Below are 24,214 nucleotides of genomic sequence, written 5' to 3'. Positions count from 1 at the left end.
ACGGACCCGCCTCCGGCGCTACCCGACGGGCAGCCGCGAGCGGTCCAACGCCGTGATCGCGTCGATGGCCTCCTCCACGGGGTCCTTCCCGCCGCCGGCGACCGTGGGAGCCATCAGCCGCGGGGCGAGCTTCGCCGCGACGCTTCCTGCCACATACGGCGCGGCGAACGAGGTGCCGCTCCATACGGCGAAGCCGCCCTCGTCGCCGTTGTCGAAGTCGTCCGGGTCGAGACTCTGGCGGCGGCGCTGGCCGCGGTCGTTGCGGGATCCGGCCTGCAGGCCGCCCTCGAAGGAGGGGAACACGCTCAGCACCGATGTGCCCGGCGCATAGAGGTTCACCCAGTCTCCGATGTTGCTGAACAGAGCGACCGACGTCCGCTGCGGGTTGAGCGCACCGACGGCGAAGTGCTTCGCTCCTCCGCTGGGCTCGTCGAAGTGGAGGAGCGGGTCGCCCCAGTTGTACAGCGCCGCGGGGAAGGTGGGACGCTCGGTCGCGTCGTTGCCCGCCGAGCAGACGATGACGCATCCTCTCGACCGCAGGTTCCGCAGCGCGTCGAACAGGCGGAGGCTGAACCGGCCGTCCTCCGGGGTCTCGTGGTAGTAGCCGAGCGAGAGGTTCAGCACGTCCAGGTCATGGGGGTCGGTTTTGGTCCCCGCGTCCATCCAGTCGGCGAGCTGTTCGAGCGCCGTGATGAGCTCGGTCTCGAGGACGCTGCCGTTGCTGTCGGCCACGCGGATCGCGATGAGCTCGGCGTCCGGGCACACCTGACGGAGAACGCCCGCGACGAACGTCCCGTGCCCTGCGGCATCATCGAGGAAGCCGTCGAGGGGACCGGCGAGGTCGCCGGAGCGCTCGGGGTCGGTCGCGGGGTCGTTGACGCCGATGACACCGGAGCCGTCGGTGGCATCGATCGTGCGCACGACGGGCCGTCCGTCCGGCGCCGTGAACCACGGATGCTCGCCACAGCCGGTGTCGACGAAGGCGATCACCGGCCGCCGCCCGCCCTCCGCGAGCGTGTGCCGGTCGACCGGCGGTGCGCCGATGAAGGTCACCAGCTCGAGCCCGCCGGAGCCCGGGTACGCATAGCCGTCGGTGCCGCTCGGGTTCGTCCGGCCGTGCGGATTGGTCCGGCCGTGCGGGTTCGTGCGTCCGTGCGGATTCGTCCGCCCATGCGGATTCATGTCGATGGGGTCCACCCCGAGGACGTGGTCGAGGCTCACCTGCGCCAGCACCGGGTCGTCGGTGGCCCTCACGCTGCGCGCCTTGACGTCGGACTCCGCCGCGGCTTCGGCGCGGTGCGGCGGGTCGTTCGCGATGGCCGCTTCCAGTGACACGCTCCGCGTGGCGGCGGCCCGGGCGGTGGAGTCAGTATCCTCCGCGCCGGCCTCGCGACGGGCGAGGCTGCGGGGTTCGACACCCATGCGCTCGGCGATGAGCACGTCCCGGCGTGCCTGCTGCAGCAGGCGCCAGGCGTCCACGGGCGGCACGGGCTCGTCGTCGCGGCCCTCCTTCGGCGCCTGGACGATCCGGGCGCGCGAAAGCGCCGCCGTGCCCTTCCCGCTCGGCAGCGACTCCAGTTCCACGTCCCAGCCGAGTTTTGCTCCCGCCCCCTTGAGCGCCTCCTCGGCGGCGCCGGGGTCTCCTGAAATCACCAGGTGCCCGGGCACGTAGACCGTGTCGTAAGCCTGCAAGCCGGGGACCGGCTCACGGCGCGGGTCGAGGACGACGCCTTTCGGCTCACCCGCGACCTCTCGCTCTCGCCAGGTGCGCCGCTGCCTGCTCTCGCCCTTCGGCATGTCTTCTCCTCACACACATGGGAGCCGCGGCCCCCAGGCCGCGGCATCCGTTCTCGTATCTCGAACTGGTTGTCAGACTTCGAACTGCGGGGTCTGGAAGTCGCGCAGCGCACCGTCGGCGTCGCGCACCACCAGGCGAAGCCGCGCCATCCCGGGCGTGACCTCGTCGAAGGCGAAGCGTCCGTGCTCGCCCGGTTCGGCCGACCACTCGCGGTCGCCCTGGATGAGGCGGATGGCGAGGGCCGCAGCATCCACCCACCCATCCACCCGCCTGCCGCCGTCCTCGGTGGCGGTCACGTGCAGCAGCACAGTGGTCGTCCCGTCGCTGAACTGCAGCGTCGCGGTGTCGGTCTCGCCGCGCACGGCGGCGAACGTCCCCTCGACGAGCGTCAGGAGGGCGTACTCCCGCGACAGGTCCTCGACGGCGACCGCGGCGACCATCTGGTCGATCAGGTCGGCGGGCACAGGATCGACGTCCTCCCACATGCGCCGCATCCGTGCGAAGAGCGCGGCGTCGGCCGCAAAGTCTTCAGTTTCCATCGTCGTCACCTCTCCATCCGTCTCCCTCGAGTACGGCGCGTAGCTTTGCGAGGCAGCGCTGGCGGGTCGGTCCGATCGATCCGATGGGCATCGCGAGATCTTCGGCGATGCGGGCATAGTCGGGGCGGTCCTCGAACGCGACGATCCGCAGCAGGCGCTGGCATCGGTCGTTGAGCGTCGCCACCGCAGTCCAGAGGCGACGGGTCTCGTCGTCCTGCGCGGCGGTCTGCTCGGCGGATTCGTGGACCGGAAGGTGCGGTTCGAGCGACTCGGCCTCCGTGGCATCGGCACGCCGATGCTGTTTGCCGACTCGCCACGCCTCACGGCGCGCGCACATCGTGAGCCATCCCGACACCGCGAGGGGGTCGTTGATGGTCTCGTGACGGCGCACGAGCGTCAGCCAGGTCGTCTGCACGACGTCCTGCGCCAACGCATGATCGAGCCCGTACGCCCTCACGACGTGCCAGAGCGGCGGCGTCATCAGGCGGACGAGTTCATCCATCGCACGGCTGTCCCCTTCACGCCACCGCACGAAGAGTGCGGCCGCGCGCTCCCATCGCGCCGGCTCCACGGAGTCGACGGATGGTTCGGCGCCAGCCTGCGTCATAGCGCCCATTCTGTCCACACCATGCCCGAGCGCGATAGTGCGGGTTTGATACACGGATACCGTGCGAATACCCACGGTTTCGGCCGTCTCCCAGCTCGGCCGAGCGGAGACCTAGACTGCGTGCATGACGACCGCGCCGCTGCTCTACGTCTGCGTGCGCCCGCAGCTGGGTGCGGCGGCCGCCGAATACGAGTCCTTCCGCACCGCGATGCACCTCGAGGAGAGCCGCCTCGACCATCTCGACCTGGTGCGCGAACCGCTCCCCGACGACGTGTTCGACCGCTACGCCGGGTTTCTCGTAGGCGGCAGCCCGTTCAACGTCACCGACCCCGAATCGACGAAGACCGACGCGCAGCGGCGCCTCGAGGCGGGCCTCGCTCGGATCGCGGAACGCACAGCGACGGGCGACGGGCCGGCCGCACTCTTCACGTGCTACGGCATCGGCATCGCCACGCGCACGCTCGGGGGCACGGTGAGCCGCGCCTTCCCCGAAGACACCGGCCCCGTCGCGGTGCAGCTCACGAAGCAGGCCTCGTCCGACCCGCTGTTCGGTGCTCTCGCCAACCGCTTCACGGCGCTCACCGCCCACAAGGAGGGGACCGAGAGCCTGCCGCCCGGTGCGGTCCTGCTGGCGAGGAACGACGGATGCCCCGTCCAGGCGTACCGCGTGGGCGACCGCCTCTACGCGACCCAGTTCCACCCCGAGCCGACCACGAAGGCGTTCACCGAGCGCATGGCGGTCTACCGCGACGACGGCTACTTCGATTCGGCGGACTTCGACGCCATCGCCGGACGCGTGCTCGCGGCATCCGTCACGGAACCCACGCGTCTGCTGCGGGCGTTCGCCGACCGCTTCGCGGCCGGCTGATCACACCTCGGCGTTGCGGACCGCCGTCATCTCGCGCGCGGCCGTGCCGATCAGCGCGGCACCGAGGATCACGGCGGCGACGATGATCGCCGTCACCCCGATCGCGGTGCTGTGCGGCATGCCCTCGAGTCGGCCGACCGCGAGCCAGACCAGCCCCCATGCGAGCGCGAGCGCGGGCCCGAGCCGCCAGCGGCTCGCGATCTCGATCCCGAGTCCGATGACGGCGACGGCGATCAGCACGACGACACCCCACAGATCCGCCGACGACTCCCAGTCCGGCGAGCCGACGGCCGTCAGCCACGCCGCGATGTTCGCGACAGTCGCGAGCGTCACCCAGCCGAGATGCAGGCCCGTTACCCCGTCGACGAGCAGCCGGTCGGCCCAGCCGTCGGCGGGCTCGACGACGGTGCGGCTGAACGTGACACCCAGGATCGCCAGCAGCACGATGATCGCGAGCACCGTGAGCGGGAGCGAGCCGAACTGGGCCGTCACGAGCCACAGGCCGTTGAGCGCCATCGTGCCCGCGATAAGGTACCCGAGCGCTCGCTGCCGCTCGCTGCCGCGCTGGCGCGGCAACGCCTGCCACACCGTGTACGCGAACAGGCCGAGGTAGATCACGGTCCAGATCGAGAAGGCGGGTCGCGCCGGTGCCAGGTACGAGCCGTCCTGGTCGAGCGCGCCGTCCTGCAGATCTTGCACGGGCGTGCCGCCGAACAGTCCGGTGCCGACCATCGCGGCGATGATCATGAAGCAGAACGCGCTGATGACGATGATCTGCCGGGCGAGGTCCTTGGCGGTCATACCGACACGGTAGGCCGGGCGTCAGCCCTCGGTGAGGGCTCTTGACAGGAGGTCTCGCGGCGGTTATCGAGCCGCCTCACGCACCGCGCGGGGGGTCGAGCAGCAGGGCGACCCGCTCCGAGAGATACGCCTCGAGGGGCATGAGTCCCCCGGCGGCGCTCCACCTCACGCTGGGCACGCCATCGGCAGGGAACAGCGGAGCGGATGCCTCGCCCCTGTCGACCGCGCCGGGCTGCAGCATCCGCCATCCGATGTGCACGGTCTCGCCCTCCGCGAAGCCGCCGCGGCGCGCGGCGGCGGCGAGCTCGGCGCGGTGCCGCTGCGACTCGGCGGTGTAGCCGCGACGGGCCTCCTGACGGGCGCGGAGGATGTCGCCGGTCGCGAAGACGGCGTCGTCGGTGAGCAGCAGCACCCCGAGGTGCCACGCCGCCCCACGGCGCTCGATGCGCGGCGCGCGCGCCACCCCGAGGAACCGCTTCGGGACGACCAGCTCGCCGAGCGCCTCGCGGGGTGCGTCGGCGAGCCGCGAGCGCGCGGCGTCGAGGATCTCGAGTGTGCTCACGCCATGTCGTCCAGGAGGGACGGGCTCGCCTTCAGTCGCTCGCCGCGCAAGGCCATGCCGACGAGCGGGAACAGCAGCACCGACAGCATGCCGCCGGCGACCAGCACGGTCTGCTGCGTGGTGTCGAGGATCTTCTCATCCACGCCGATCTGGGTCACGGCGACGATGATGGGGAGCCCGGTGGCCCCCAGGAGCGCGATCGAGAGGCGCTCACGGCGGGACGACCCCTCGGGCGCCGCGAGGGTCGACGGCAGCCCGCGGACCACGAAGAGCGCGACGAGCACCACGGGCACGAGCCAGAACAGCACCGGGTCGTCGAGCAGCGACTGCAGGTCGAAGGTGATGCCGGTGTAGATGAAGAAGATCGGCACGAGGAAGCCGAAGGCGACGCCCTCGATCTTGCTCTCCACGGCGTGACGGTCGTGCTCGGAGGCGTCCCGCATGAGGAGGCGCCAGATGATGCCGGCAGTGAAGGCCCCGAGCAGCATGTCGAGGTCGAGGATGACGCTGAGCGCGACGAGGGCCGCGAGGATCACGAACACCACGCGGATCGCGAACTGTCCCGACGTGTGCAGCGTCGAGCTCACGAACGAATGCATCGCGCCGCGCGGCACCCGGAAGGCGAGCCAGATGGCGAATCCGGCGAATAGGGCGAAGAGCACGAGCACGATGGTGGACAGGCCCGGTTCACGCCCGCCGAGGAAGATCGAGATCGCGATGAGCGGGCCGAACTCGCCGATCGCGCCGATCGCACCCACGGCCCGACCGAACGGGGTGCGCAGCTCGCCGGCGTCTCGCAGGATCGGCAGGAGCGTGCCCAGCGCCGTCGAGCACAGTGCGACGCCGATCACGATGGCGGCCTCGCCCGGCGCGAGCAGCCAGCCGGCGGCGATGCCCGCGGCGAGGCTGATCAGCCAGCCGAACGACGCACGGCGCCCGAGACGACCGCGGAACGATCCGAACTCGATCTCGGTGCCGGCAACGAAGAACAGCATGGCCAGACCGAAGTTCGCCAGTGTGTCGAGGAACGGGTGCGGCCCGCTCCATCCGAGCACCGCCGGGCCGATCAGGATGCCGAGCACGAGCTCGAACACCACGACCGGCACGCGGATCCAGTGCCCGAGTCCTCGCGCCAGGAGCGGCGCGAGCACGGCCATCAGCGGGATCAGCAGAAGCGTCGCGGGTGTGAGACCGTCCACCCGAACAGACTAGCCAGCCGGGTCACCCGACCGGGGCCGCCTCGAGTTGCTCCGCGGGCGGCGTGAGCTCGGCCCGGGTGCGCCGGTGCCCGATGACGGCGAGGATCACGCCGCCGACCAGCCACGCAGCCAGAGTCAGCCACGGCACAGCGGTGGCGGCATCCGGGAAGTACACGACCGACCGCAGCAGCGTCGCCGATGCGCCCGGCACGAACCACTGGCCGACCGCACCCCAGGGCTCGGGCAGGAACTGCGGCGGCGCGGCGGCACCGGCCATCGGGTTGGCGATGAGCATGGTGATCACGGCTCCGACCGCGATTCCGGCCGGGCCCATGACCGCCGCGAGCCCCACGATGAGCGCCGAGGTCGCCGTCACGCCGAGCCCGATCACCGCCGCGTTGAGCGCCCAGTCGCCCTGGATGATGCCGAACCACGTCTGCATCACGAGCGTGATGGCCGCGCCCGCGGCGATGCCGAACACCACCAGCCCGACGAGCCGCCGCACGACGCCCTGCACCAGCAGCGAGAGCAGGATGCCGCCGATCATGCCGCCCAGCACCAGCGGGAACACGGATGCTGCGAGCCCCGCGCCCGTCGCATCGCCCTCGGCGAGCGGCACGAGGTCGGTGACCTGCACGGTCGGGACCTCGGAGGCCCCGCCCGGGGCCGCCGCGTCGGGAAGCTGCGGCGGCTGGCCGGACTTCAGGGCGCCGACGATCGCGGTGAGCTGATCCGTGAGTGCGCTCTGGGCGGCGTCGTCGATCTGGAGCTGGAGCTGGGTGGCGACGTTCCGGAGAGCGGCGGCCGACGCGGGGCTCGCCGCGGTCGCGATGAGCACCTCCGGCGTCTCGCCCAGCAGGATCGCGCCGTACAGCTCGCGGTCCTCGATCCGGGTGACCGCGTCGTCACGAGAATCGACCTCGTGCAGGTCGAAGGGCGCCGGGTCCTGCTCGGCGAGCCTGTCCTCGACGGCGGTGACGGCCTCGGCCGGCCCGGAGATGCCGACGGGCAGGTTCTGCGGCTGCGACGTGGCCGCCGGCCACACGAACGCCATCACGACGATCCCGACGACGAGCGCACCGACCACGCCGAACAGGGCTGCGATGCCCCATCGGGTCGGGCGAGCGGGGGCGGCGTCACGAGCGGCTGGTTCACGATGAGCGTTCATCGCGTCCTCCTAAAAAGAATGGAGATTCTGTTTGCGAGAATAACAGAATGGCTATTCTGTTTCCATGCCCAAGGTGTCGAAGGAGTATCGCGAGGCCCGCCGCGACGAGATCGCCCGCGCGGCATTGCGCGTTCTGACCCGCAAGGGCGTGCGCGACACCTCGATCGCCGACATCGTCGAGGAGTCGGGCCTCTCGACAGGCGCGATCTACTCGCACTTCTCGAACAAGGCCGAGCTCGCCCGGTACGTCGTCGGCCGCTTCCTCCTCCCCCGCATCGACGCCTTGGAGGCGGCCGGCACGAGCGGTCAGGTCGTGACGCCTCGGCAGGCACTGCAGGGATTGCTCTCCGTGTTCGCCGAGGAGGGACTGTCACCTTCGCTCGTCCTGCAGTTCTGGGGCGAGGCCATGGTCGAGCCGGGCCTGCAGGATCAGCTGCTCGGCACGGCCGGCCACCTGCGCGCCTCTCTGGCCCTCGCGATCGGACCGTGGGCGCGCACGCAGGCTTCGGACGACACGGATGCCGCGTCCCTCGCCGCCGAGACCGCGCGGTCCATCGCGGCCCTGGCCCAGGGGTACATCGCGAACACGGCGGTATTCGGCCCGCGCACGGTCGAGGAGTACCTCGAGGGCGCCGCCGCCGTCCTCGCGAGCTGACCCCGCCGGCTCAGACCGGGCGGACCTGGGCGTCGCCGCTGCGCGGGGGCGCAGCATCCGGAGCCGTCTCGGCCGGAGCCGCGACCGCCGTGATCTCGCGGACGGCCACGGGCGCGGTCTGGCCGGCACTGCCGCCGCGGATCTCGCGGTGCAGGCGCTCCATGCGGGCGTCGAGCTCGGCGGCGGTCTCGGCCGCGTCCTTGAGGCTCTCGAGCAGCTCGTCGGGCACACGCGTCGCGTACTTGTAGTAGATCTTGTGCTCGAGGCTCGCCCAGAAGTCCATCGCAATGGTGCGGAACTGCACCTCGACCGGAACATTGATCCGACCGGTCGAGAGGAACACCGGCACCTCGAGGATCGCGTGCAGGCTCTTGTACCCGTTGGACTTCGGCGTCGCGATGTAGTCCTTCACCTGGAGCACGCGCACGTCGTCCTGCGTGCTCAGCAGGTCGAAGAGGCGGTACACGTCGGCGGTGAAGCTGCACGTGATGCGGATGCCGGCGATGTCGGTGATGTTGCGGCGGATCGAGGCGAAATCCCCGTCGATGCCTTTGCGCTGCACCTTCTCGACGAGGCTGTCCGGCGACTTCACACGGCTCGAGACGTGCTCGATCGGGTTGTAGTCGTGCGTCAGCAGGAACTCGTCGCGCAGGATGCCGATCTTCGTCTCGACCTCCTGCAGGCCGAAGCGGTACTCCATCATGAAGCGCTGCAGCTCGTCCCTCAGCTCCCGCAGCTCGCTCGGTGAGACCGTGATCTCGCCCTCGTCGGACGCCGTCGCGGTCACCAGAGGTGCGGGAGTCGCCATGCCGTTCACGCTATGCGGCAGTTCTACGAGAGTCCTGTGAGCAACGGATGCTGCGCCCCCGCGTCGATCAGACGTCGTCGAGGGCCCGCTGCGCGCGCTCCGATGCCTGCGCGGCGTCGCGGGCCTTCGCCGCCGCCTCGGACCTTTCACCCTCGACCGCATCGAGTTTCTCGACCGCGGCGTGCTCGTCGGCTTCGAGGGCGGCGAGGTCGCGGCGGAGGTCGTCGATGCGCTCGCGCACGTGGGCGACCCGCTCCTGCGCCTTCGCGCGGCGCGCGTCCACGCGCGCAAGCTCGCGCTCGGCCTCGTTCGCGAGTCGCTCGGCCTCGCGTGCCGCCTTCTCGGCCGCCTTGCGGGCGCGGCGTTCGGCGAGGTCGTCGCGGGGTGGCGGCGCCACGGCCCCGGGCAGGGAGCCGCCGACGGCATCGGTGAGCGCGGCCGGGTCGATGTCGCCGGCCTCCAGCGGCTTGACGAGCCGCGCGGTGAGGACGGCGGCGGCGGCCGCAGCATCCATCACCGCCGCATTGATCGTCGCCGCCACGTCGTCACGCGCCGCCGCGCTCAAGGTGCCCCCCGCCTCTTCGGCGAGCCCGACCGCCTGCTTCGCGAGGGCGGCCACCAGCTGACGCCGATGCCGGCTCAGGCGCGACAGCTCGGCGGCGTCGAGGTCGTCCTGTGCTTCGCGGAGGGCTGCCGACAGCTCCACCGCGTCGGCGAGCTGGCCGTCGCGCGCCAGCAGGTTCACGGCCCACGCCGAGACGGTGGGCTTGCGCAGGGCCTTGAGCCGCTGGGCGAGCGCCGGCGCCGCCAGCCCGGCGCGCGCGTTGCGCGCGGCCGTGAACTCCGCCGGCGGCAGGGCGTAGAGCTCGGCCGCGATCGCGTCGAGCTCTCCGTCAACGTCGGTCTGCGGCATGCGCCCATTCTCACGCACGACAGGTCCGCAACTCAGGATGGTTGTCTCCCGGGTGCCGCAGATCGGCTGGTCTCCGGGATCCATCCTGAGTTGCGAACCACGCGACGATGGATGCCGCGCCTCAGACGATCTCGTAGAAGCGCCACAGCCCGAACTCCGGGATGAGGACGCGGATGTCGCTCCACCCGGCCGAACGCGCGTACCCGCGCAGCGTGGACGGACGCATCACGGTGCCGGTCCCGGCGCTGGGCCGGTGCGACAGCCCGTCGGGCAGGCAGACGAACAGGCTGAACCCGTACAGCAGCCGCTCGAGCTCGCTCGCGTCGGCGGTGAAGTGCTCCTCGGTGGCCTCGTCCATGATCACGACGATCCCGTCCTCGCTCACCGCGCCGCGCGCGGACGCCAGCACGTCCACGGGATGGGGCATGTCGTGCAGGCACTCGAAGGCGAAGACGGCGTCGAAGGGCCCGTGCTCGGCCACGAGCGCGGCGTCGCAGAGCAGGAACTCGACGCGATCGGCGACTCCGGCCGCGGCGGCGTTTCGCCTCGCGGCCTCGACCGACGGCTCGTCGATGTCGAACCCGACGACGCGCAGGTGCGGATACGCCTGCGCGAGTGCGATCGACGACCACCCGCCGCCGGCGCCGAGATCGGCGATGCGAGCGGTCGAGCGACGCAGGACCTCGTGGATGCGCTCGTTTCCGGCGAACAGCGAGGGCAGCTGGTCGAACCAGGGACGGTTCATGTCGGCCTGCGACTCGCGCGCATGCTCGCCGAGCTGCTCCCAGCTCACCCCGCCGCCCGTGCGGTAGGCGTCCAGCAGCGCGTCGAGTTGCACGGCTGCGGACGCAGCCATGCGTGCGAGGGGCTCGAGGTACGACAGGCTGCTGCGGTCGAGCAGCACCTCGGCGACCCCGGGAGCGAGGCGGAAGCGCCGGGAGGAGGCATCCGTGCCCTCTTCGGCACTCAGGATGCCGGTCGCGGCCTGCTGTTCCAGCCATTCGCGGGCGTACCTGGCGTCGGTGCGCGTGCGCTGCGCGAGTTCGCCCGCTGTGACGCCGTCGCCCGTGGCGAGCTCTGCGTACCAGCCGAGCTGAGAACCCAGATGGACGGCCATGAGGTCGACCCACCCGAGTGTGGCGCTCATCATCCGATCCGCGAACGCGGTGGTCGCGTCCTGTGAGGTCTCGGTGATCGTGATCGTGGACATTGCCGTCTCCTTCGTGAGGCACCATCGGTTGCTACAGGCGACGGTACGAAGCGCGCGCAGGCGCGCGCGTCGGCAGGATCGCGCAATTCTCCGGACGGCTCTGCACCATTCGATGCACACCGCGCAGGAGGTGCCGGTCAGGTCCGGTTCAGCGGACGCGCCGCCCGGCGTGCTCGTGCCACCACGCGGCCGCCGCGGTGCGCGACCCGACATCGAGCTTGACGTACACGTTCGCGAGATGCCTGCTCACCGTCTTCTCGCTGATGAAGAGTTCCTCGGCGATCTGCCGGTTGGCCTTGCCTTCCGCCACGAGCTCGACGATCTGCTTCTCTCGCGCCGTCAGCGGGCCGTCGTCCGACGGGCTCGACATCTGCCGGACGACGACGGGCGGCGCGCCCAGGCGCTCGAAGATCACCCCGGCGTCCTCGCGCAGCCGGGCGGCGAGTGCGATCTCGCCGCGCAGGTCGTGGGCGGACGCGAGCCAGCTCAGGACGTTCGCCTGCTCCCACGGCTGCCGCAGCCGTCGGAAGAGGTCGAGGGCGGCGTGCAGCCGACTGATCGCGCCGTCTGCGTCGCCCGCGTGCACCAAGATCATGCCCGTGGCGTGCGCCGCCCAGGCGCGGAACCCGTCGCTGCCGAAGTCCTGGGCGTCCTCCTGGAGTTCCTCGAGCCGACGCTGCGCTTCCTCGAGCCGCCCGGTCGCGAGCGCGATCTCGACGCCGGGGCGCAGCAACCGGGCCCGTCCCATCCGGTCGCGTCGAACGAGGGATGCCGCGATCATCGCCTCGGCGCGCTCGGCGTCACCTTCCGCGAGCACGAGCAGCGCCTCGCCCGGGACGGGATCGACGCCCGCCGACCGCGCCCGGCCGTAGGCATCACGCGCTCCGGCAGCGTCCCCTCGCAGCCGGCGGATCTCACCCACCTGAGCCCAGCCCTCGCCGGCCACCCACGGATGGTCGGAGCTCAGATCGTCGCACGCGCGCTGCAGCGCCGCCTCCGCAGCATCCCATTCCCCGCTCGCCGACTGCAGCTCGAGCCGGTGCACGCGGCAGACGCCGGCGTAGACGACGTCCGCGCCGCGCGATGCGCACCACTCTTCGGTGGCGCGGGTCCAATCGGCCATGCGGCGGAAATCGGCGAGCTCATGGCACACGTGGATGGTGGTGCACATGACGTCGCCCGCCCACTCGGGCATGACATCGTCCGACACGACGCACAGCATGGCCTCGTCGAGCAGGGCGAAACCCTCGGAGGTACGGCCCCCGCGGATCGCGTGCATGCCCGATACGACGGAACTGAGTGCAGACACTTCGGGAAGCCGCAGCACAGCGGCAAGCTCCTGCATGCGCGACACGCTCTCGGCCGGCCAGAGGATCCCCGTTCCGTCGAGGTCCATGCTCGCGCTCAAGCTCACCTCGTACGCATGCCCCCGTCCGTCGGGAAGATCCGCGAGGATGCGGCGCGCTCGTCGCACCCAGGCAGTCCCGACGGTCATCTCTGCGCGCGTCAGGCGCACCAGTGCGATGACGAGGGCCGTCTCGGCAGCGCCCATCGCCTCGCCCTCGTCGGAGAGCATGCGGAACGCGGACTCGAGGTGCTGGAGGCAGGCGTCCTGACGGCCCAGCCACCACTCGCACGACGCGAGCGCACGCAGGTCGGCCCCGGTGGCCTCGGCTGTGCGGCAGGCCCCCTCGAACGCCTCCCGCGCCGCCTCCCAGTCACCGGACCGATATGCCGTCCGTGCTCGCTCCAGCACGGCGGTCTCGTCCGCCATGCCGGAATCGTACCGCCGTCACCGCGTCGGGGCGGGGCGGCCGTGCCCTGCAGGCCGGGACGGCGGTCTGCATGATTCGGTCCGCGCTTCCCCTCTGGTCAGGACGCGAGGACGGATGCTGCTTGCCGCGCGGCGCCGAGAGCCACGTACTCACCCGACTCGGGCACCTCCACCGGCAGACCCAGCACGAGCGGCGCGATCTCGCGCACCGCCTCGGATTGGGCGCCGCCCCCGACGAGCAGTGCCCGCTCGAGCGGCACGCCGAGGCCGCGCAGCGCCTCGAGCCCGGCGGCGAGCCCCGAGAGCATGCCCTCGACCGCGGCGCGCGCGAGGTTCTCGCGCGTCGTCGAGGCGAGCGTCATGCCCATGAGCGAAGCGGTCGCGTCGGGAAGGTTCGGGGTGCGTTCGCCCTCGAAGTACGGCACGAGGGTGAGCCCGGCGGCGCCCGGCTCGGCAGCGAGTGCCAGCCGCGACAGCTCGGCGTGGTCGACGCCGAGCACCCGCCCGATCGCGTCGAGCACGCGCGCGGCGTTGAGCGTGGCGACGAGCGGCAGGAACCGGCCGGTGCAGTCCGCGAAGCCCGCGACCGTGCCCGTGGGGTCGATCGTGCGATCCTCGCTCACCGCGAAGACGGTGCCGCTGGTGCCGATCGACACCACCACGTCGCCGGGACCGGCCCCGAGTCCCAGCGCCGCGCCCGCGTTGTCGCCGGCGCCGCCGCCGACGCGCCGGGCCGCGGCATCCGTGACCCATTCGTACGGTCCGAGCACGCGCGGGAGCACGGCGTCGTGGCCGAGGGCGGCGATGAGGAGGTCGCGGTCGTAGCCGTCCGTGGCGGGGTTCCAGTAGCCGGTGCCCGAGGCGTCCGAGCGGTCGGTGACGAGCTCGTCGAGCACGGGGCCGCGGGGCGATTCACCTTCGGGCCCGAACCCTCGCAGCCGCCACGTCAGCCAGTCGTGCGGCAGGGCGACGGCGGCGACCCGCGCCGCGCTCTCGGGCTCGTTGTCGCGCAGCCACCGGAGCTTGGTGATGGTGAACGACGCTACGGGGACGAGGCCCGTCCGCCGCGCGAGCTCGTCGGCGCCGAACTCGCCCGTGAGGTCGGCGGCCGCCTGCGCCGAGCGGGTGTCGTTCCACAGCAGCGCATCGCGCACGACGCGCCCCTCGGCGTCGAGCGCGACCATGCCGTGCTGCTGCCCGCCGATCGCCCACGCCGCGACGTCGTCGATCCCGCCCGCGTCGGTGATCGCCGCCTGCAGCGCCGTCCACCAGGCCTCGGGGTCGACCGAGGTGCCGTCAGGGTGCGACGCGCGCCCCTGCCGGACGACGGCCGAGGTCGCAGCATCCGTGATCACGACCTTGCACGACTGCGTCGACGAGTCGACACCCATGACGAGCGTCATCGCTACTCCTCCTCGAGATGACCGCGAGAGTACAGCTGGTCGCCGAGAGGTGGGGAACTTCCCTACCTCTCGTCCGTCAGCTGTACTCTCGCGGTCAGGAACGGATGTGTCAGCCGCGGGCGCCGAGCAGGTGCTCGGTCGCGAGCTGCTGCAGGCGGACGAAGCCGAAGCCCTTGCCACCCAGGTACACCGACGGGTCGAAGTCCTCGTAGGCCGAGCGGTCGGCGAGGAAGTCGTCGTACGACTCGCCCGCATTGAGGGTCGGCACCGACAGCTCGTCGACCTTCGCGGCGGCGAGCGCCTCTTGCACCTCGGGGTCGGCGCGGAAGGCCGCGGCGCGCTCCTTGAGCAGCAGGTAGGTCCGCATGTTCGCGGCGGCCGAGTCCCAGACACCGGTCTCATCCTCAGTGCGCGAGGGCTTGTAGTCGAAGTGACGGGGGCCGTCGTAGGCGGGGACGCCGCCGGGGCCGCCGTTCTCGAGCAGGTCGACGAGCGCGAACGCGTTGTGCAGGTCGCCGTGGCCGAAGACGAGGTCCTGGTCGTACTTGATGCCGCGCTGGCCGTTGAGGTCGATATGGAAGAGCTTGCCGTGGTACAGCGCCTGCGCGATGCCGGCGGCGAAGTTCAGGCCCGCCATCTGCTCGTGGCCGACCTCGGGGTTGAGGCCGACGAGCTCGGGGCGCTCGAGCGAGTCGATGAACGCGATCGCGTGACCGAGCGTGGGCAGCAGGATGTCGCCGCGGGGCTCGTTCGGCTTCGGCTCGATCGCGAAGCGGATGTCGTAGCCCTTGTCGGTGACGTAGTCGCCGAGCAGGTTCACGGCCTCCCGGTAGCGCTCGAGGGCGGCGCGGATGTCCTTGGCCGAGTCGTACTCGGCGCCTTCGCGGCCACCCCACATGACGAACGTCTTGGCACCGAGCTCGGCGCCGAGGTCGAGCTGGCGGAAGACCTTGCGCAGCGCGAAGCGGCGCACCTGGCGATCGTTGGAGGTGAAGCCGCCGTCCTTGAAGACGGGGGCCGAGAAGAGGTTGGTGGTCACCATCGGGATGATGAGGCCGGTGTCGTCGAGCGCGCCCTTCAGGCGGTCGATCTGCGTCTGGCGCTCGGCATCCGTCGACCCGAACGCGAACAGGTCGTCGTCGTGGAAGGTGAGGCCGTAGGCGCCGAGCTCGGCGAGCTTCTCGACGGCGTGCACGACGTCCAGGTGGTTGCGGGTCGGACCGCCGAAGGGGTCGGTCCCGTTGTAGCCGATGGTCCAGAGACCGAACGAGAACTTGTCGGCGCGGGTGGGGGTGGGCATGACGCTCCTTCGCGAGAAATGTTGCTGCCGACAACCTATACCAGAACGGATGCTGCGTCCACCACGATTCGCGCCCGGCAAGACGGAATGGTCCGCCGAACGGTGCCTGCGCGGGCGGCGGTGTCCGGTTGTGACAGGAAGTTCATCGGGCATTAACACGATGCGCGGCAGACAGGACGGACAATGATCTCGGGAACGCGATCCGGTTCGCAGCGACGTCGGCGTCAGCCACCAGTCGGCCCTTCCCACCTGCGTCACCCCCTGCGCGGGCCGCCCGCCAGGCGGAGGCTCGGGGCACGACGAGAGGAGTCTCACCAATGGTGCTCGAGAGGCCGTCCTCACCCGCACGGCGAAGTGCGTTGCGATCACGCGTCGTACCGCCTCTGCGCGATCTGCCGCCGAGACGCCCGGCGCCCCCCGCGCCCGACGACTCGGTCATCAGGTGGGAGCGCATCGACATCGATCGGTACGAGGTCCGCGCCGCCGGAGTGACCGTCGGCTTCATCGACGTCGTCGGGGCGGTGTTCGTCGCCCTCGCCGGCGCTCGCTACGACCGGGCTGTCGAAGCGCTCCAGACGCTCGACTTCGCCGTGGCGGTCGAGGCGATCTCGCCACCCGACGCCGAGCGCCCGACCGCCTGATCCTCAGAACCGCGCGGTGTCGCCGGTTTAGAGCCTCGCGCAACAAATCCCGGGCGTCGCGCCGCCGCCCCCTACAGTGAGACGGTGAGCGATCCGTCGGCAGCCGAGGGCGTGCGTCAGCGCAACCTGGCCCGACTGCTGCGCCTCGTACACCTCGAGGGCCCGCTCTCCCGCGCGCGACTCACCGAGTCCACCGGGCTCAACCGGTCGACGATCGCCGACCTCGTGGGCGAGCTGGTGCGCGAGGGCCTTGTCGTGGAGCGCGCACCCGATCCGTCGCGTCGTGTCGGACGCCCCTCCCCTGTCGTCGCCGCGGACACACGCGTGATGGCGATCGCCGCCAACCCCGAGGTCGACGCCCTCACGATCGCCACTGTGGGGCTGGACCGCGGGATCCCGGTCCGCGAGCGCATCGAACTCGACCACTTGCTGTCGCCGGATGAGACGGCGCGGCTCATCGCCGAGCGCATCGAGACCTGGCGGGCCGGCGAACTCGCCGACGCGCGCATCGTCGGCGTCGGCCTCGCCGTGCCGGGGCTCGTCAGGGCAGCGGACGGACTGGTCCGCAACGCCCCGCACCTGCGCTGGGCGGACGCCCCGGTGCGCGACCTCGTCGCCGATGCCACAGGTCTGCCGACCGTCGCCGGCAACGACGCGACTCTGGGCGCGATCGCCGAGCACCTCTTCGGCGCCGCCGCCGGCTTCGACGATGTGGTGTACCTCAACGGCGGCGCCAGCGGCATCGGCGGCGGCCTCATCGTGCACGGGCAGCCCCTGCTCGGTGCCGGCGGCTACACGGGCGAGTTCGGGCAGAACCGCCCTGGCATCGCGTCGGCGACAGACCGTCGCGCTGACGACGGCGTCCTCGAGGATGAGGTCAGCAGGTCCCGGCTGCTCGCCGCCGTCGGACTCCACACCGCCGACGAGCCCGCACTGGCGGCGGCTGTCGCCGCAGCCGGCCCGACCGCAGCCGAGGAGGTCGCGCGCCAGCGCCGCATCCTCTCGACCGCGCTCGCCAACGCCGTGAATGCGCTCAACCCCTCGATCGTCGTGCTCGGCGGCTTCCTCGCGACCATCGCTGCGGTCGACATGCCGGGACTCGGGGCCATGGTGCGGGAGCAGACCATGTCGGCGACCAGCGAAGAGCTCCTCATCCGTGTCGCCTCACTGGCCGAGGATCGCCTTCTCATCGGGGCCGCCGAAGCCGCCTTCGCCGAATTGCTCCGGGATCCGGGCGGCGCCGCCCGGAGCTGACCTCACGGCGGCGGCGCGGTGGTGTCCCGCGGCACGAGGCGCGTCGGCAGCTTCACGTGGGTGACCGCGGGCGCCCTGCCCTCCATGAGCCCCAGGAGCATTCCGACCGCCTCGGCGCCGAGCACCTGCATGGGCTGGCGCACCGTCGAGAGGGCCGGCGTCGCCTGGGACGCCTCGGGCACGTCGTCGAATCCGATGACCGACAGCTCGCCGGGAACATCGATGCCGAGCTCGGACGCGACCTTGACGATCTCGAGGCCCGAGATGTCGTTGGCGGCGAAGACCGCGGTCGGCCGGTCGGGGCGGCGTAGCATCTCGAGCGCGGCCACGCGGACGGCGTCCTGCTGGTAGCTTCCCGAGCCGACGAGCGCCGGGTCGAGCGGGATGCCCGCGTCGGCCAGCGCTCGCCGGTAGCCGGCATCACGCGCGATCGACGAGCGCAGATCCCGGCGACCGGCGATGAAGCCGATACGCGAGTGGCCGAGCTCGATGAGATACCGTGTGGCCTGCAGCGCGCCTCCGAAGCTGTCGCATTCGACGGTCGGCAGATCGGCAGGACCTGTGTGCGGGTCGATGGCGACGACCGGCACCTCGGCCCCGACGTTCACCACCGTGGGGGTGACCATGATGGCGCCGTCGATGAGCGTGCCGCTGAGTCGCGACAGCGAACGCCGCTCCCACCCCTCCGCCGCGCCGTGGGACCCCGAGTACGCGAGCAGGTCGTACCGCGAGTCGCGCAGCGCTTCGCCGACGCCCTTGAGGATCTCGGCGCTGAAGGGCTCGAAGTCGGCGACCAGCACGCCGATGACACCGGTCTTGCGCGACCGCATGCTGCTGGCGATGAGGCTCGACTCGTACCCGAGCTCGGCCACGACGGCGAGGACCCGATCCACCGTTTCGCTCGCCACGCCGTAGCGCCCGTTCACCGCCTTCGAGACCGTAGCGACCGACACGCCTGCGGCTGCGGCGACGTCGGTGATGGTGGGACGACGGCTCATATCTCGGAATCATAACGGCTTCGAAACCGTTATTGAAAACGTTTGACAAGAGTTTTGTTGTCGACGCAGACTTTTTCTCGCCCGGGCTGCACGCCGGGCGGTGCGCGACCCGATCGCGTCGACCATCAGCACCTCGCGGCAGAGGTGCACTCGAAGAAGAGACGGGAATCACATGATGGGCAAGAGAATCCTCGCGGGTTCTGCAGCACTGGTCATCGGCGCGCTCGCGCTCGCCGGCTGCGGTGCCGGCGGATCCGACGAGAGCGCAGACGGCAACGTCGAGATGACGCTGTGGCAGAACTCGACGACAGGCCCCGGCCAGCAGTTCTGGAAGGACGCGATCGCCGCGTTCGAGGAGGAGAACCCCGGGGTCACGATCAAGATGCAGTCGATCCAGAACGAGGACATGGACGGCAAGCTGCAGACCTCGCTCAACGCGGGCGACCCGCCGGACATCTTCCTGCAGCGCGGCGGCGGCAAGATGGCCGCCATGGTGCAGGCAGGTCAGCTGATGGACCTGACGGGCAAGATCGAGGGCGAGGCGAAGGAGAACATCTCCGAGGGCTCGTTCAAGGCCGAGACCTACCAGGACAAGGTGTGGGCGATGCCCCTGTCGGTGCTTCCCGGCGGCATCTTCTACAGCCAGGACCTCTACAGCGCCGCAGGCATCACTGAGACGCCGACCACCATCGACGAGCTCGTCGCGGCGAACGACAAGCTGAAGGCCACCGGCGTCGCACCGCTCGCGCTCGGCGCGAAGGACGCATGGCCGGCGGCCCACTGGTTCTACTGGTTCGCCCTCCGCGAGTGCTCCCCCAAGACCGTGGAGGAGACCGGCGACTCGAAGGACTTCAGCGACCCGTGCTGGCTCAAGGCCGCCGAGGACCTCGCGGACTTCGCCGCGACCGAGCCGTTCAACGAGGGCTTCCTCACCACGTCCGCGCAGCAGGGCGCCGGCAGCTCGGCGGGCCTCGTCGCCAACCACCAGGCGGGCGGCGAGCTGATGGGGGCATGGGACCCGGGCGTGATCGCCTCGCTCACCCCCGACGAGAAGCCTCTCCCCGACCTGGCGTGGTACCCGTTCCCGGAGGTGCCGGGCGGTGAGGGCGAGCCGGGCTCGATGATGGGAGGCCTCGACGGCTACTCGTGCTCCGCGCAGGCGCCCAAGGAGTGTGTCGACTTCCTCAACTTCATCGCCTCGGACGCTCAGCAGACCGCGTACTACAAGGCGTTCAACTCGCCGCCCGTCAACCAGGCTGCGCAGGCCGAGGTCACCGAGCCCTACCTCCAGCAGATCCTCGAGGCCTACAACGCGGCCCCGTTCGTCTCGCAGTGGCTCGACACCATCCTCGGGCAGAACGTCGGCAACGCGCTCAACGTCGCCGTGGTCGACATGCTCTCCGGCCAGAGCACGCCCGAAGAGATGATCGCTGCCGCCAACTCGGCCGGCGCGAAGGGATAAGGAACACTCCGCATGCACAAGAGCGCGACACCGAGCACGGACGATCGCCCGGAGACGGATCTCGCGCAGCGGACCGGGGGCGGCGGCGACACGCCGCCGCCCCCGGCATCGCCGCGCCGCCGGCGCCGCGGGATCGGATGGTCGGGCCGCCTGGAGATCGCCGTGCTGGTCGGACCCGCACTGATCTTCTTCGTCGGCTTCGTCATCTTCCCGGTGATCATGGCGGCGTACTACGGCTTCTTCGACTGGCACGGCTACGGCCCGCCGACCGACTTCATCGGTCTCAAGAACTACGTCACGATCCTCACCGACCCGGACTTCCAAGAAGCACTGGGCCACAACGGCTTCATCATGGTGATGTCGCTGGTGCTGCAGGGGCCGGTCGCGTTGCTGCTGGCGCTCCTGCTCAACCGCAAGATGCGCGGGCAGTCGATCATCCGCGTGCTGATCTTCGTCCCTTATGTGATCGCCGAGGTGGTCGTGGGCACCGGCTTCAGCCTGATGCTCGCCACCAACGGCGCGCTCAATGGACTGCTGGAGAACCTCGGCCTCGACCAGCTCACGCGCGACTGGCTGGCAGATCCCAGCATCGCGATCTGGACGCTCATGGCGATCCTCACCTGGAAGTACGTCGGCTTCGCCGTCATCCTCTTCCTGGCGGGCCTGCAGGGGATCCCCGAGGAGCTCTACGAGGCGGCCGCCATCGACGGCGCCACCTACTGGCAGATCCAGCGACGGATCACGATCCCGCTGCTCGGCCCCACGCTGCGCATCTGGGCGTTCCTGTCGATCATCGGCGCACTCCAGCTTTTCGACCTGGTGTACATCATCTGGGGCCAGTACGTGGCACCCGTCGCGGGCACCTCGACGATGGCGACCTACATGGTCGCCAACGGCCGCAATGCGGGCAACTTCGGGTACGGCAACGCCGTCGCCGTCGTCATCTTCCTCATCTCCCTCGTGGTCGCGCTCATCTACCAGCGCTTCGTCCTGCGCCGCGACACGGCGGGAGCACTCACCGAAAGGACCGACGGATGACCGCCGTCGCCGTCGCGACCGACGCTGTCGCGAACACGCCACCGCACGGGCCGCGGCGTCAGCGCATGCGAGCCGGCACCCCCGCCGTCTACTTCGTCGCGCTCGTCGTGATCGCGCTGATGCTCGGGCCGGTGATCTACATCATCCTGGGCGGCTTCCGTTCGAACTCGCAGATCACCACGAACCCCGCCGGCCTGCCCGACCCCTGGGTGTTCACGAACTACCTCGACGTGCTCACCGAGAGCACGTTCTGGACGCTCGTGCTCAACTCGACGATCGTCGGGGTGGCCACCACGCTGGGAGTCATCGTGCTGGGCCTCATGGCCAGCTACGTCCTCGCCCGCTATCACTTCCGCGGGCGCGGCGCGCTGTACGCGCTCTTCGCGGCCGGGCTCATGTTCCCGATCACCGTCGCGATCACGCCGCTGTACATCGTGGTGCGCGACATGGGACTGATCAACACGCTGGCCGGCGTCGTCCTCCCGCAGATCGCCTTCGCCCTGCCGACCACGATCATCATCCTGGTGCCGTTCCTGCGGGCCATCCCCGACGAGATCCAGGAGGCGGCCTTCATCGACGGCTGCAGCCGGCTCGGCTTCTTCTGGCGCATGGTGGTCCCGCTCGCGGTGCCCGGGGTGATCACCGTGGGGATCCTCGCGTTCATCGGAAGCTGGAACAGCTACCTGCTGCCGCTGTACCTCCTCAACGACAACGCGAACTTCACGCTCCCCCTCGGCGTGCAGGCATTCTCGTCGCAGTACTCCGTCGACACCGCGAAGGTGCTCGCCTTCACGTCGCTGTCGATGATCCCCGCGCTCGCGTTCTTCAGCCTCTTCGAGCGACGGATCGTCGGCGGACTGACGGGAGCGGTCAAGGGATGACGGACAACGAACTGCGCGCCGTCTCGGAGCGCGTCCTTGCGCTGCACGCACGGATGACCGTCGACGAGAAGCTCGCACAGCTCGTCGGCTACTGGGTCGACCAGGGGAACGAGGTCGTCGCGCCGATGGCCGGCGAGATGGTGACGTCGACCCGGTACGAGGACGCCACCGTGAACGGCATCGGGCACCTCACCCGCGTGTACGGCACGCGGCCGGTGGACCCCGTCGCTCGAGCCGAGTGGCTCTGGGCCGAGCAGCGGCGCCTGCGCGAGCAGACGCGCCTCGGAATTCCCGCCATCGTGCACGAGGAGTGCCTCACGGGGCTCGCCGCGTGGAAGGCGGCGACCTTCCCGACGCCGCTGGCCTGGGGCGCGGCCTTCGATCCGGAGCTCACCGAGCAGCTCGGCGCGGCGATCGGTCGCTCCATGGCCGAGCTCGGGATCCACCAGGGGCTCGCGCCGGTGCTCGACGTCATCATGGATCCCCGCTGGGGTCGTGTCGACGAGTGCATCGCGGAGGACCCCTACGTGGTCGGCACGATCGGCACCGCGTACGTGAAGGGACTGCAATCGGCGGGTGTCCACGCCACCCTGAAGCACTTCGCCGGCTACTCCGCGTCGCAGGCCGGCCGCAACCACGCTCCCGTGCACATGGGGCGCCGACGACTGCAGGACACCATGCTCCCGCCGTTCGAGATGGCGGTCCGCGACGGCGGCGTGCGGTCGGTGATGAACTCGTACGCCGAGATCGACGGCGTGCCCGTCGCCTCCAACCCCGAGCTGCTCACCGGGCTGCTGCGCGACGAGTGGGGATTCGACGGCACCGTCGTGGCGGACTACTTCTCCGTCGCCTTCCTCCACGCCCTGCACGGCGTCGCGGGCGATCTCGGCGAGGCCGCGCTGCTGGCGCTGCGCGCGGGGATCGACGTGGAGCTGCCCACGGGCGACGCGTTCGTCGAGCCCCTGCGGGCCCTCCTCGACTCGAACGCCCAGGGGCGAGCCGATGTGGACCGCGCCGTGCTCCGCGTGCTCTCGCAGAAGGAGGAGCTGGGCCTGCTCGACGAGGACTTCTCGTCGCCGCCGACGCAGGTCGATCTCGACGGCCCGGAGCTGCGCGATCTCGCCCGCCGGACGGCCGAGGAGTCGGTCGTCCTGCTCGGCAACGACAGCGTGCTCCCGCTGGCCGCTCCGCGCACGATCGCCCTCATCGGTCCCAACGCCGACGCGGCAGAGGCGCTGATGGGCTGCTATTCGTTCGCCAACCACGTGCTCGCGCATCATCCCGGCACGCCGCTCGGCTTCGAGATCCCCACGATCGCGGAGGCGTTGCGCGCGGAGTTCCGCGACGCGGACATCGCAATCGAACGGGGCTGCGACGTCGAGGGCGACGATGAGCGCGGCATCGCTGCCGCCGCCCGCGTGGCGGGAGACGCCGAGGTCGCGATCGTGGTCGTGGGCGACCGCGCCGGCCTGTTCGGTCGCGGCACGGTCGGCGAGGGCAACGACGTGGACGACCTGGAGCTGCCGGGTGTGCAGCGCCGGCTCGTCGAGGCAGTGGTCGCCACCGGCACCCCGACCGTCGTGGTCGTCGTGTCGGGGCGTCCGTACGCGATCGGCTGGATGCTCGACGGCCCCACCGCGGCCGCCGCGGTGCTGCAGGCCTTCTTCCCCGGCGAGGAGGGCGGACCCGCGATCGCACGCATCGTGTCGGGTGCGGCCGCGCCGTCGGGCCGCCTGCCGGTCTCGCTCCCTCGGTCGGCGGGCGCGCAGCCGTACACGTACCTGCACCCGGTGCTCGGCGGCCCCACCGAGATCACGAGCGCCGACAACACCCCGGCGCGGCCGTTCGGGTTCGGGCTGACGTACACCTCGTTCGCGAGGGAGGATCTCACGGCTTCGGATGCCGCCACCGACGGCACGATCACCGCGCAGGTGCGTCTTTCGAACGTGGGCGACCGCACGGGCACCGATGTCGTCCAGCTCTACGCACGGGACATCGTGGGTTCGGTCACGCGCCCCGTTGCACAGCTGCTCGCGTATCAGCGCGTCACTCTGGAGCCGGGAGAGTCGGCGACCGTCGCGTTCTCGGTGCCGACGTCGCGTCTCGCCTTCACCGGGCGCGACGGTCATCGCATCGTCGAGCCGGGTGCGGTGGATCTGTGGGTCGGCGGATCGTGCGCCGAGCGCGACACCGAGACCCGGATCGAGCTCGTCGGAGCCGTGCACCCGATCACCGCGGACTCGCCGCGAACGGCGACGGCGATCGTGTCGGCCCTGGTCCCCGCCCCTCGTTGATCGAGAAGGGCCCGGAATGCCGTGAGCGGCATTCCGGGCCC

The 24,214-nt window shown here is 70.7% G+C and carries 22 protein-coding genes; 8 read left to right on the top strand and 14 right to left on the bottom strand.

Features of this window, described 5'->3' with window-relative positions:
• Nucleotides 1–18: 18 nt before the first annotated feature.
• The 3 genes from ACEYYH_RS03535 to ACEYYH_RS03525 all read right to left on the bottom strand — a co-directional run bounded on the left by ACEYYH_RS03535 (nucleotide 19) and on the right by ACEYYH_RS03525 (nucleotide 2,944).
• Entirely contained in the window at nucleotides 19–1,797 is a 1,779-nt protein-coding gene (locus ACEYYH_RS03535) for a S8 family serine peptidase (RefSeq protein ID WP_374976913.1), read from the bottom strand.
• Between the two features lie 72 nt (nucleotides 1,798–1,869).
• Nucleotides 1,870–2,337, bottom strand: a complete 468-nt coding sequence (locus ACEYYH_RS03530) for a hypothetical protein (RefSeq protein ID WP_374976912.1) — start codon at nucleotides 2,335–2,337, stop codon at nucleotides 1,870–1,872.
• Nucleotides 2,327–2,944 carry an RNA polymerase sigma factor gene (locus ACEYYH_RS03525; protein WP_374976911.1) on the bottom strand — a complete coding sequence of 206 codons (618 nt, stop codon included), beginning with the start codon at nucleotides 2,942–2,944 and terminating at the stop codon, nucleotides 2,327–2,329. The genes ACEYYH_RS03530 and ACEYYH_RS03525 overlap by 11 nt, the downstream gene beginning before the upstream one ends.
• 124 nt (nucleotides 2,945–3,068) lie before the next feature.
• Here ACEYYH_RS03525 and ACEYYH_RS03520 point away from each other — a divergent pair, with 124 nt between their 5' ends.
• Entirely contained in the window at nucleotides 3,069–3,812 is a 744-nt protein-coding gene (locus tag ACEYYH_RS03520) for a GMP synthase (RefSeq protein WP_374976910.1), read from the top strand.
• On the opposite strand, the gene ACEYYH_RS03515 is transcribed toward ACEYYH_RS03520, so the two are convergent.
• The 4 genes from ACEYYH_RS03515 to ACEYYH_RS03500 form a co-directional block, all read right to left on the bottom strand.
• Nucleotides 3,813–4,613 carry a TspO/MBR family protein gene (locus tag ACEYYH_RS03515; protein ID WP_374976909.1) on the bottom strand — a complete coding sequence of 267 codons (801 nt, stop codon included), beginning with the start codon at nucleotides 4,611–4,613 and terminating at the stop codon, nucleotides 3,813–3,815. It lies immediately after the preceding gene.
• 76 nt (nucleotides 4,614–4,689) lie between these two features.
• Complete coding sequence (locus tag ACEYYH_RS03510; RefSeq protein WP_374976908.1) at nucleotides 4,690–5,175, bottom strand: glutaminase; 486 nt, start codon at nucleotides 5,173–5,175, stop codon at nucleotides 4,690–4,692.
• Nucleotides 5,172–6,374, bottom strand: coding sequence for a cation:proton antiporter (locus ACEYYH_RS03505; RefSeq protein ID WP_374976907.1), 1,203 nt, complete (start codon nucleotides 6,372–6,374; stop codon nucleotides 5,172–5,174). Before ACEYYH_RS03505 ends, ACEYYH_RS03510 begins: the two co-directional genes overlap by 4 nt.
• Nucleotides 6,375–6,396: 22 nt before the next feature.
• Complete coding sequence (locus ACEYYH_RS03500) at nucleotides 6,397–7,542, bottom strand: hypothetical protein (protein ID WP_374976906.1); 1,146 nt, start codon at nucleotides 7,540–7,542, stop codon at nucleotides 6,397–6,399.
• A gap of 64 nt (nucleotides 7,543–7,606) precedes the next feature.
• On the opposite strand from ACEYYH_RS03500, the gene ACEYYH_RS03495 reads away from it, so the two are divergent.
• Nucleotides 7,607–8,197 (top strand): TetR/AcrR family transcriptional regulator, encoded by a 591-nt coding sequence (locus ACEYYH_RS03495; RefSeq protein ID WP_374976905.1) that lies wholly within the window; start codon nucleotides 7,607–7,609, stop codon nucleotides 8,195–8,197.
• A 10-nt stretch (nucleotides 8,198–8,207) separates the two neighbouring features.
• On the opposite strand, the gene ACEYYH_RS03490 is transcribed toward ACEYYH_RS03495, so the two are convergent.
• The 6 genes from ACEYYH_RS03490 to xylA all read right to left on the bottom strand — a co-directional run bounded on the left by ACEYYH_RS03490 (nucleotide 8,208) and on the right by xylA (nucleotide 15,605).
• Nucleotides 8,208–9,005 (bottom strand): GTP pyrophosphokinase family protein, encoded by a 798-nt coding sequence (locus ACEYYH_RS03490; protein ID WP_374976904.1) that lies wholly within the window; start codon nucleotides 9,003–9,005, stop codon nucleotides 8,208–8,210.
• Between the two features lie 67 nt (nucleotides 9,006–9,072).
• Nucleotides 9,073–9,918, bottom strand: a complete 846-nt coding sequence (locus ACEYYH_RS03485) for a transposase (RefSeq protein WP_374976903.1) — start codon at nucleotides 9,916–9,918, stop codon at nucleotides 9,073–9,075.
• Nucleotides 9,919–10,039: 121 nt separating this feature from the next.
• Entirely contained in the window at nucleotides 10,040–11,128 is a 1,089-nt protein-coding gene (locus ACEYYH_RS03480) for a class I SAM-dependent methyltransferase (protein ID WP_374976902.1), read from the bottom strand.
• A 148-nt stretch (nucleotides 11,129–11,276) separates the two neighbouring features.
• Nucleotides 11,277–12,902, bottom strand: coding sequence for a LuxR C-terminal-related transcriptional regulator (locus ACEYYH_RS03475; protein WP_374976901.1), 1,626 nt, complete (start codon nucleotides 12,900–12,902; stop codon nucleotides 11,277–11,279).
• 98 nt (nucleotides 12,903–13,000) lie between these two features.
• On the bottom strand, nucleotides 13,001–14,305 hold the full coding sequence (gene xylB, locus ACEYYH_RS03470) for a xylulokinase (protein WP_374976900.1): 1,305 nt from the start codon (nucleotides 14,303–14,305) through the stop codon (nucleotides 13,001–13,003).
• A 109-nt stretch (nucleotides 14,306–14,414) separates the two neighbouring features.
• Complete coding sequence (xylA, locus tag ACEYYH_RS03465; RefSeq protein ID WP_374976899.1) at nucleotides 14,415–15,605, bottom strand: xylose isomerase; 1,191 nt, start codon at nucleotides 15,603–15,605, stop codon at nucleotides 14,415–14,417.
• Between the two features lie 359 nt (nucleotides 15,606–15,964).
• Here xylA and ACEYYH_RS03460 point away from each other — a divergent pair, with 359 nt between their 5' ends.
• The gene (locus ACEYYH_RS03460; RefSeq protein ID WP_374976898.1) at nucleotides 15,965–16,246 is read left to right on the top strand and encodes a hypothetical protein; all 282 of its coding nucleotides are present in this window, start codon (nucleotides 15,965–15,967) and stop codon (nucleotides 16,244–16,246) included.
• A gap of 84 nt (nucleotides 16,247–16,330) precedes the next feature.
• Nucleotides 16,331–17,500 (top strand): ROK family protein, encoded by a 1,170-nt coding sequence (locus ACEYYH_RS03455; protein WP_374976897.1) that lies wholly within the window; start codon nucleotides 16,331–16,333, stop codon nucleotides 17,498–17,500.
• Between the two features lie 2 nt (nucleotides 17,501–17,502).
• On the opposite strand, the gene ACEYYH_RS03450 is transcribed toward ACEYYH_RS03455, so the two are convergent.
• On the bottom strand, nucleotides 17,503–18,498 hold the full coding sequence (locus ACEYYH_RS03450) for a LacI family DNA-binding transcriptional regulator (RefSeq protein WP_374976896.1): 996 nt from the start codon (nucleotides 18,496–18,498) through the stop codon (nucleotides 17,503–17,505).
• A gap of 172 nt (nucleotides 18,499–18,670) precedes the next feature.
• Between ACEYYH_RS03450 and ACEYYH_RS03445 the strand changes: the two genes are divergently transcribed.
• From ACEYYH_RS03445 to ACEYYH_RS03430, 4 genes are read left to right on the top strand one after another with little or no spacing between them, the layout of a single operon-like run.
• Complete coding sequence (locus ACEYYH_RS03445; protein WP_374976895.1) at nucleotides 18,671–19,960, top strand: ABC transporter substrate-binding protein; 1,290 nt, start codon at nucleotides 18,671–18,673, stop codon at nucleotides 19,958–19,960.
• A gap of 12 nt (nucleotides 19,961–19,972) precedes the next feature.
• Entirely contained in the window at nucleotides 19,973–20,998 is a 1,026-nt protein-coding gene (locus ACEYYH_RS03440) for a carbohydrate ABC transporter permease (RefSeq protein WP_374976894.1), read from the top strand.
• The gene (locus tag ACEYYH_RS03435) at nucleotides 20,995–21,879 is read left to right on the top strand and encodes a carbohydrate ABC transporter permease (protein ID WP_374976893.1); all 885 of its coding nucleotides are present in this window, start codon (nucleotides 20,995–20,997) and stop codon (nucleotides 21,877–21,879) included. Before ACEYYH_RS03440 ends, ACEYYH_RS03435 begins: the two co-directional genes overlap by 4 nt.
• Nucleotides 21,876–24,173, top strand: a complete 2,298-nt coding sequence (locus tag ACEYYH_RS03430; RefSeq protein WP_374976892.1) for a glycoside hydrolase family 3 N-terminal domain-containing protein — start codon at nucleotides 21,876–21,878, stop codon at nucleotides 24,171–24,173. Before ACEYYH_RS03435 ends, ACEYYH_RS03430 begins: the two co-directional genes overlap by 4 nt.
• Nucleotides 24,174–24,214: the final 41 nt, after the last annotated feature.

Source organism: Microbacterium trichothecenolyticum, assembly GCF_041938625.1.
GTDB lineage: Bacteria > Actinomycetota > Actinomycetes > Actinomycetales > Microbacteriaceae > Microbacterium > Microbacterium trichothecenolyticum_D.
This window is presented reverse-complemented; position numbering and strand designations above follow the sequence as displayed.

Coding starts and splice junctions, on each gene's coding strand:
- ACEYYH_RS03535 (WP_374976913.1), bottom strand. CDS start 1,797: ATGCCGAAGGGCGAGAGCAGGCAGCGGCGCACCTGGCGAGAGCGAGAG.
- ACEYYH_RS03530 (WP_374976912.1), bottom strand. CDS start 2,337: ATGGAAACTGAAGACTTTGCGGCCGACGCCGCGCTCTTCGCACGGATG.
- ACEYYH_RS03525 (WP_374976911.1), bottom strand. CDS start 2,944: ATGACGCAGGCTGGCGCCGAACCATCCGTCGACTCCGTGGAGCCGGCG.
- ACEYYH_RS03520 (WP_374976910.1), top strand. CDS start 3,069: ATGACGACCGCGCCGCTGCTCTACGTCTGCGTGCGCCCGCAGCTGGGT.
- ACEYYH_RS03515 (WP_374976909.1), bottom strand. CDS start 4,613: ATGACCGCCAAGGACCTCGCCCGGCAGATCATCGTCATCAGCGCGTTC.
- ACEYYH_RS03500 (WP_374976906.1), bottom strand. CDS start 7,542: ATGAACGCTCATCGTGAACCAGCCGCTCGTGACGCCGCCCCCGCTCGC.
- ACEYYH_RS03495 (WP_374976905.1), top strand. CDS start 7,607: ATGCCCAAGGTGTCGAAGGAGTATCGCGAGGCCCGCCGCGACGAGATC.
- ACEYYH_RS03490 (WP_374976904.1), bottom strand. CDS start 9,005: ATGGCGACTCCCGCACCTCTGGTGACCGCGACGGCGTCCGACGAGGGC.
- ACEYYH_RS03485 (WP_374976903.1), bottom strand. CDS start 9,918: ATGCCGCAGACCGACGTTGACGGAGAGCTCGACGCGATCGCGGCCGAG.
- ACEYYH_RS03480 (WP_374976902.1), bottom strand. CDS start 11,128: ATGTCCACGATCACGATCACCGAGACCTCACAGGACGCGACCACCGCG.
- ACEYYH_RS03475 (WP_374976901.1), bottom strand. CDS start 12,902: ATGGCGGACGAGACCGCCGTGCTGGAGCGAGCACGGACGGCATATCGG.
- xylB (WP_374976900.1), bottom strand. CDS start 14,305: ATGACGCTCGTCATGGGTGTCGACTCGTCGACGCAGTCGTGCAAGGTC.
- xylA (WP_374976899.1), bottom strand. CDS start 15,605: ATGCCCACCCCCACCCGCGCCGACAAGTTCTCGTTCGGTCTCTGGACC.
- ACEYYH_RS03450 (WP_374976896.1), bottom strand. CDS start 18,498: ATGAGCCGTCGTCCCACCATCACCGACGTCGCCGCAGCCGCAGGCGTG.
- ACEYYH_RS03445 (WP_374976895.1), top strand. CDS start 18,671: ATGATGGGCAAGAGAATCCTCGCGGGTTCTGCAGCACTGGTCATCGGC.
- ACEYYH_RS03440 (WP_374976894.1), top strand. CDS start 19,973: ATGCACAAGAGCGCGACACCGAGCACGGACGATCGCCCGGAGACGGAT.
- ACEYYH_RS03435 (WP_374976893.1), top strand. CDS start 20,995: ATGACCGCCGTCGCCGTCGCGACCGACGCTGTCGCGAACACGCCACCG.
- ACEYYH_RS03430 (WP_374976892.1), top strand. CDS start 21,876: ATGACGGACAACGAACTGCGCGCCGTCTCGGAGCGCGTCCTTGCGCTG.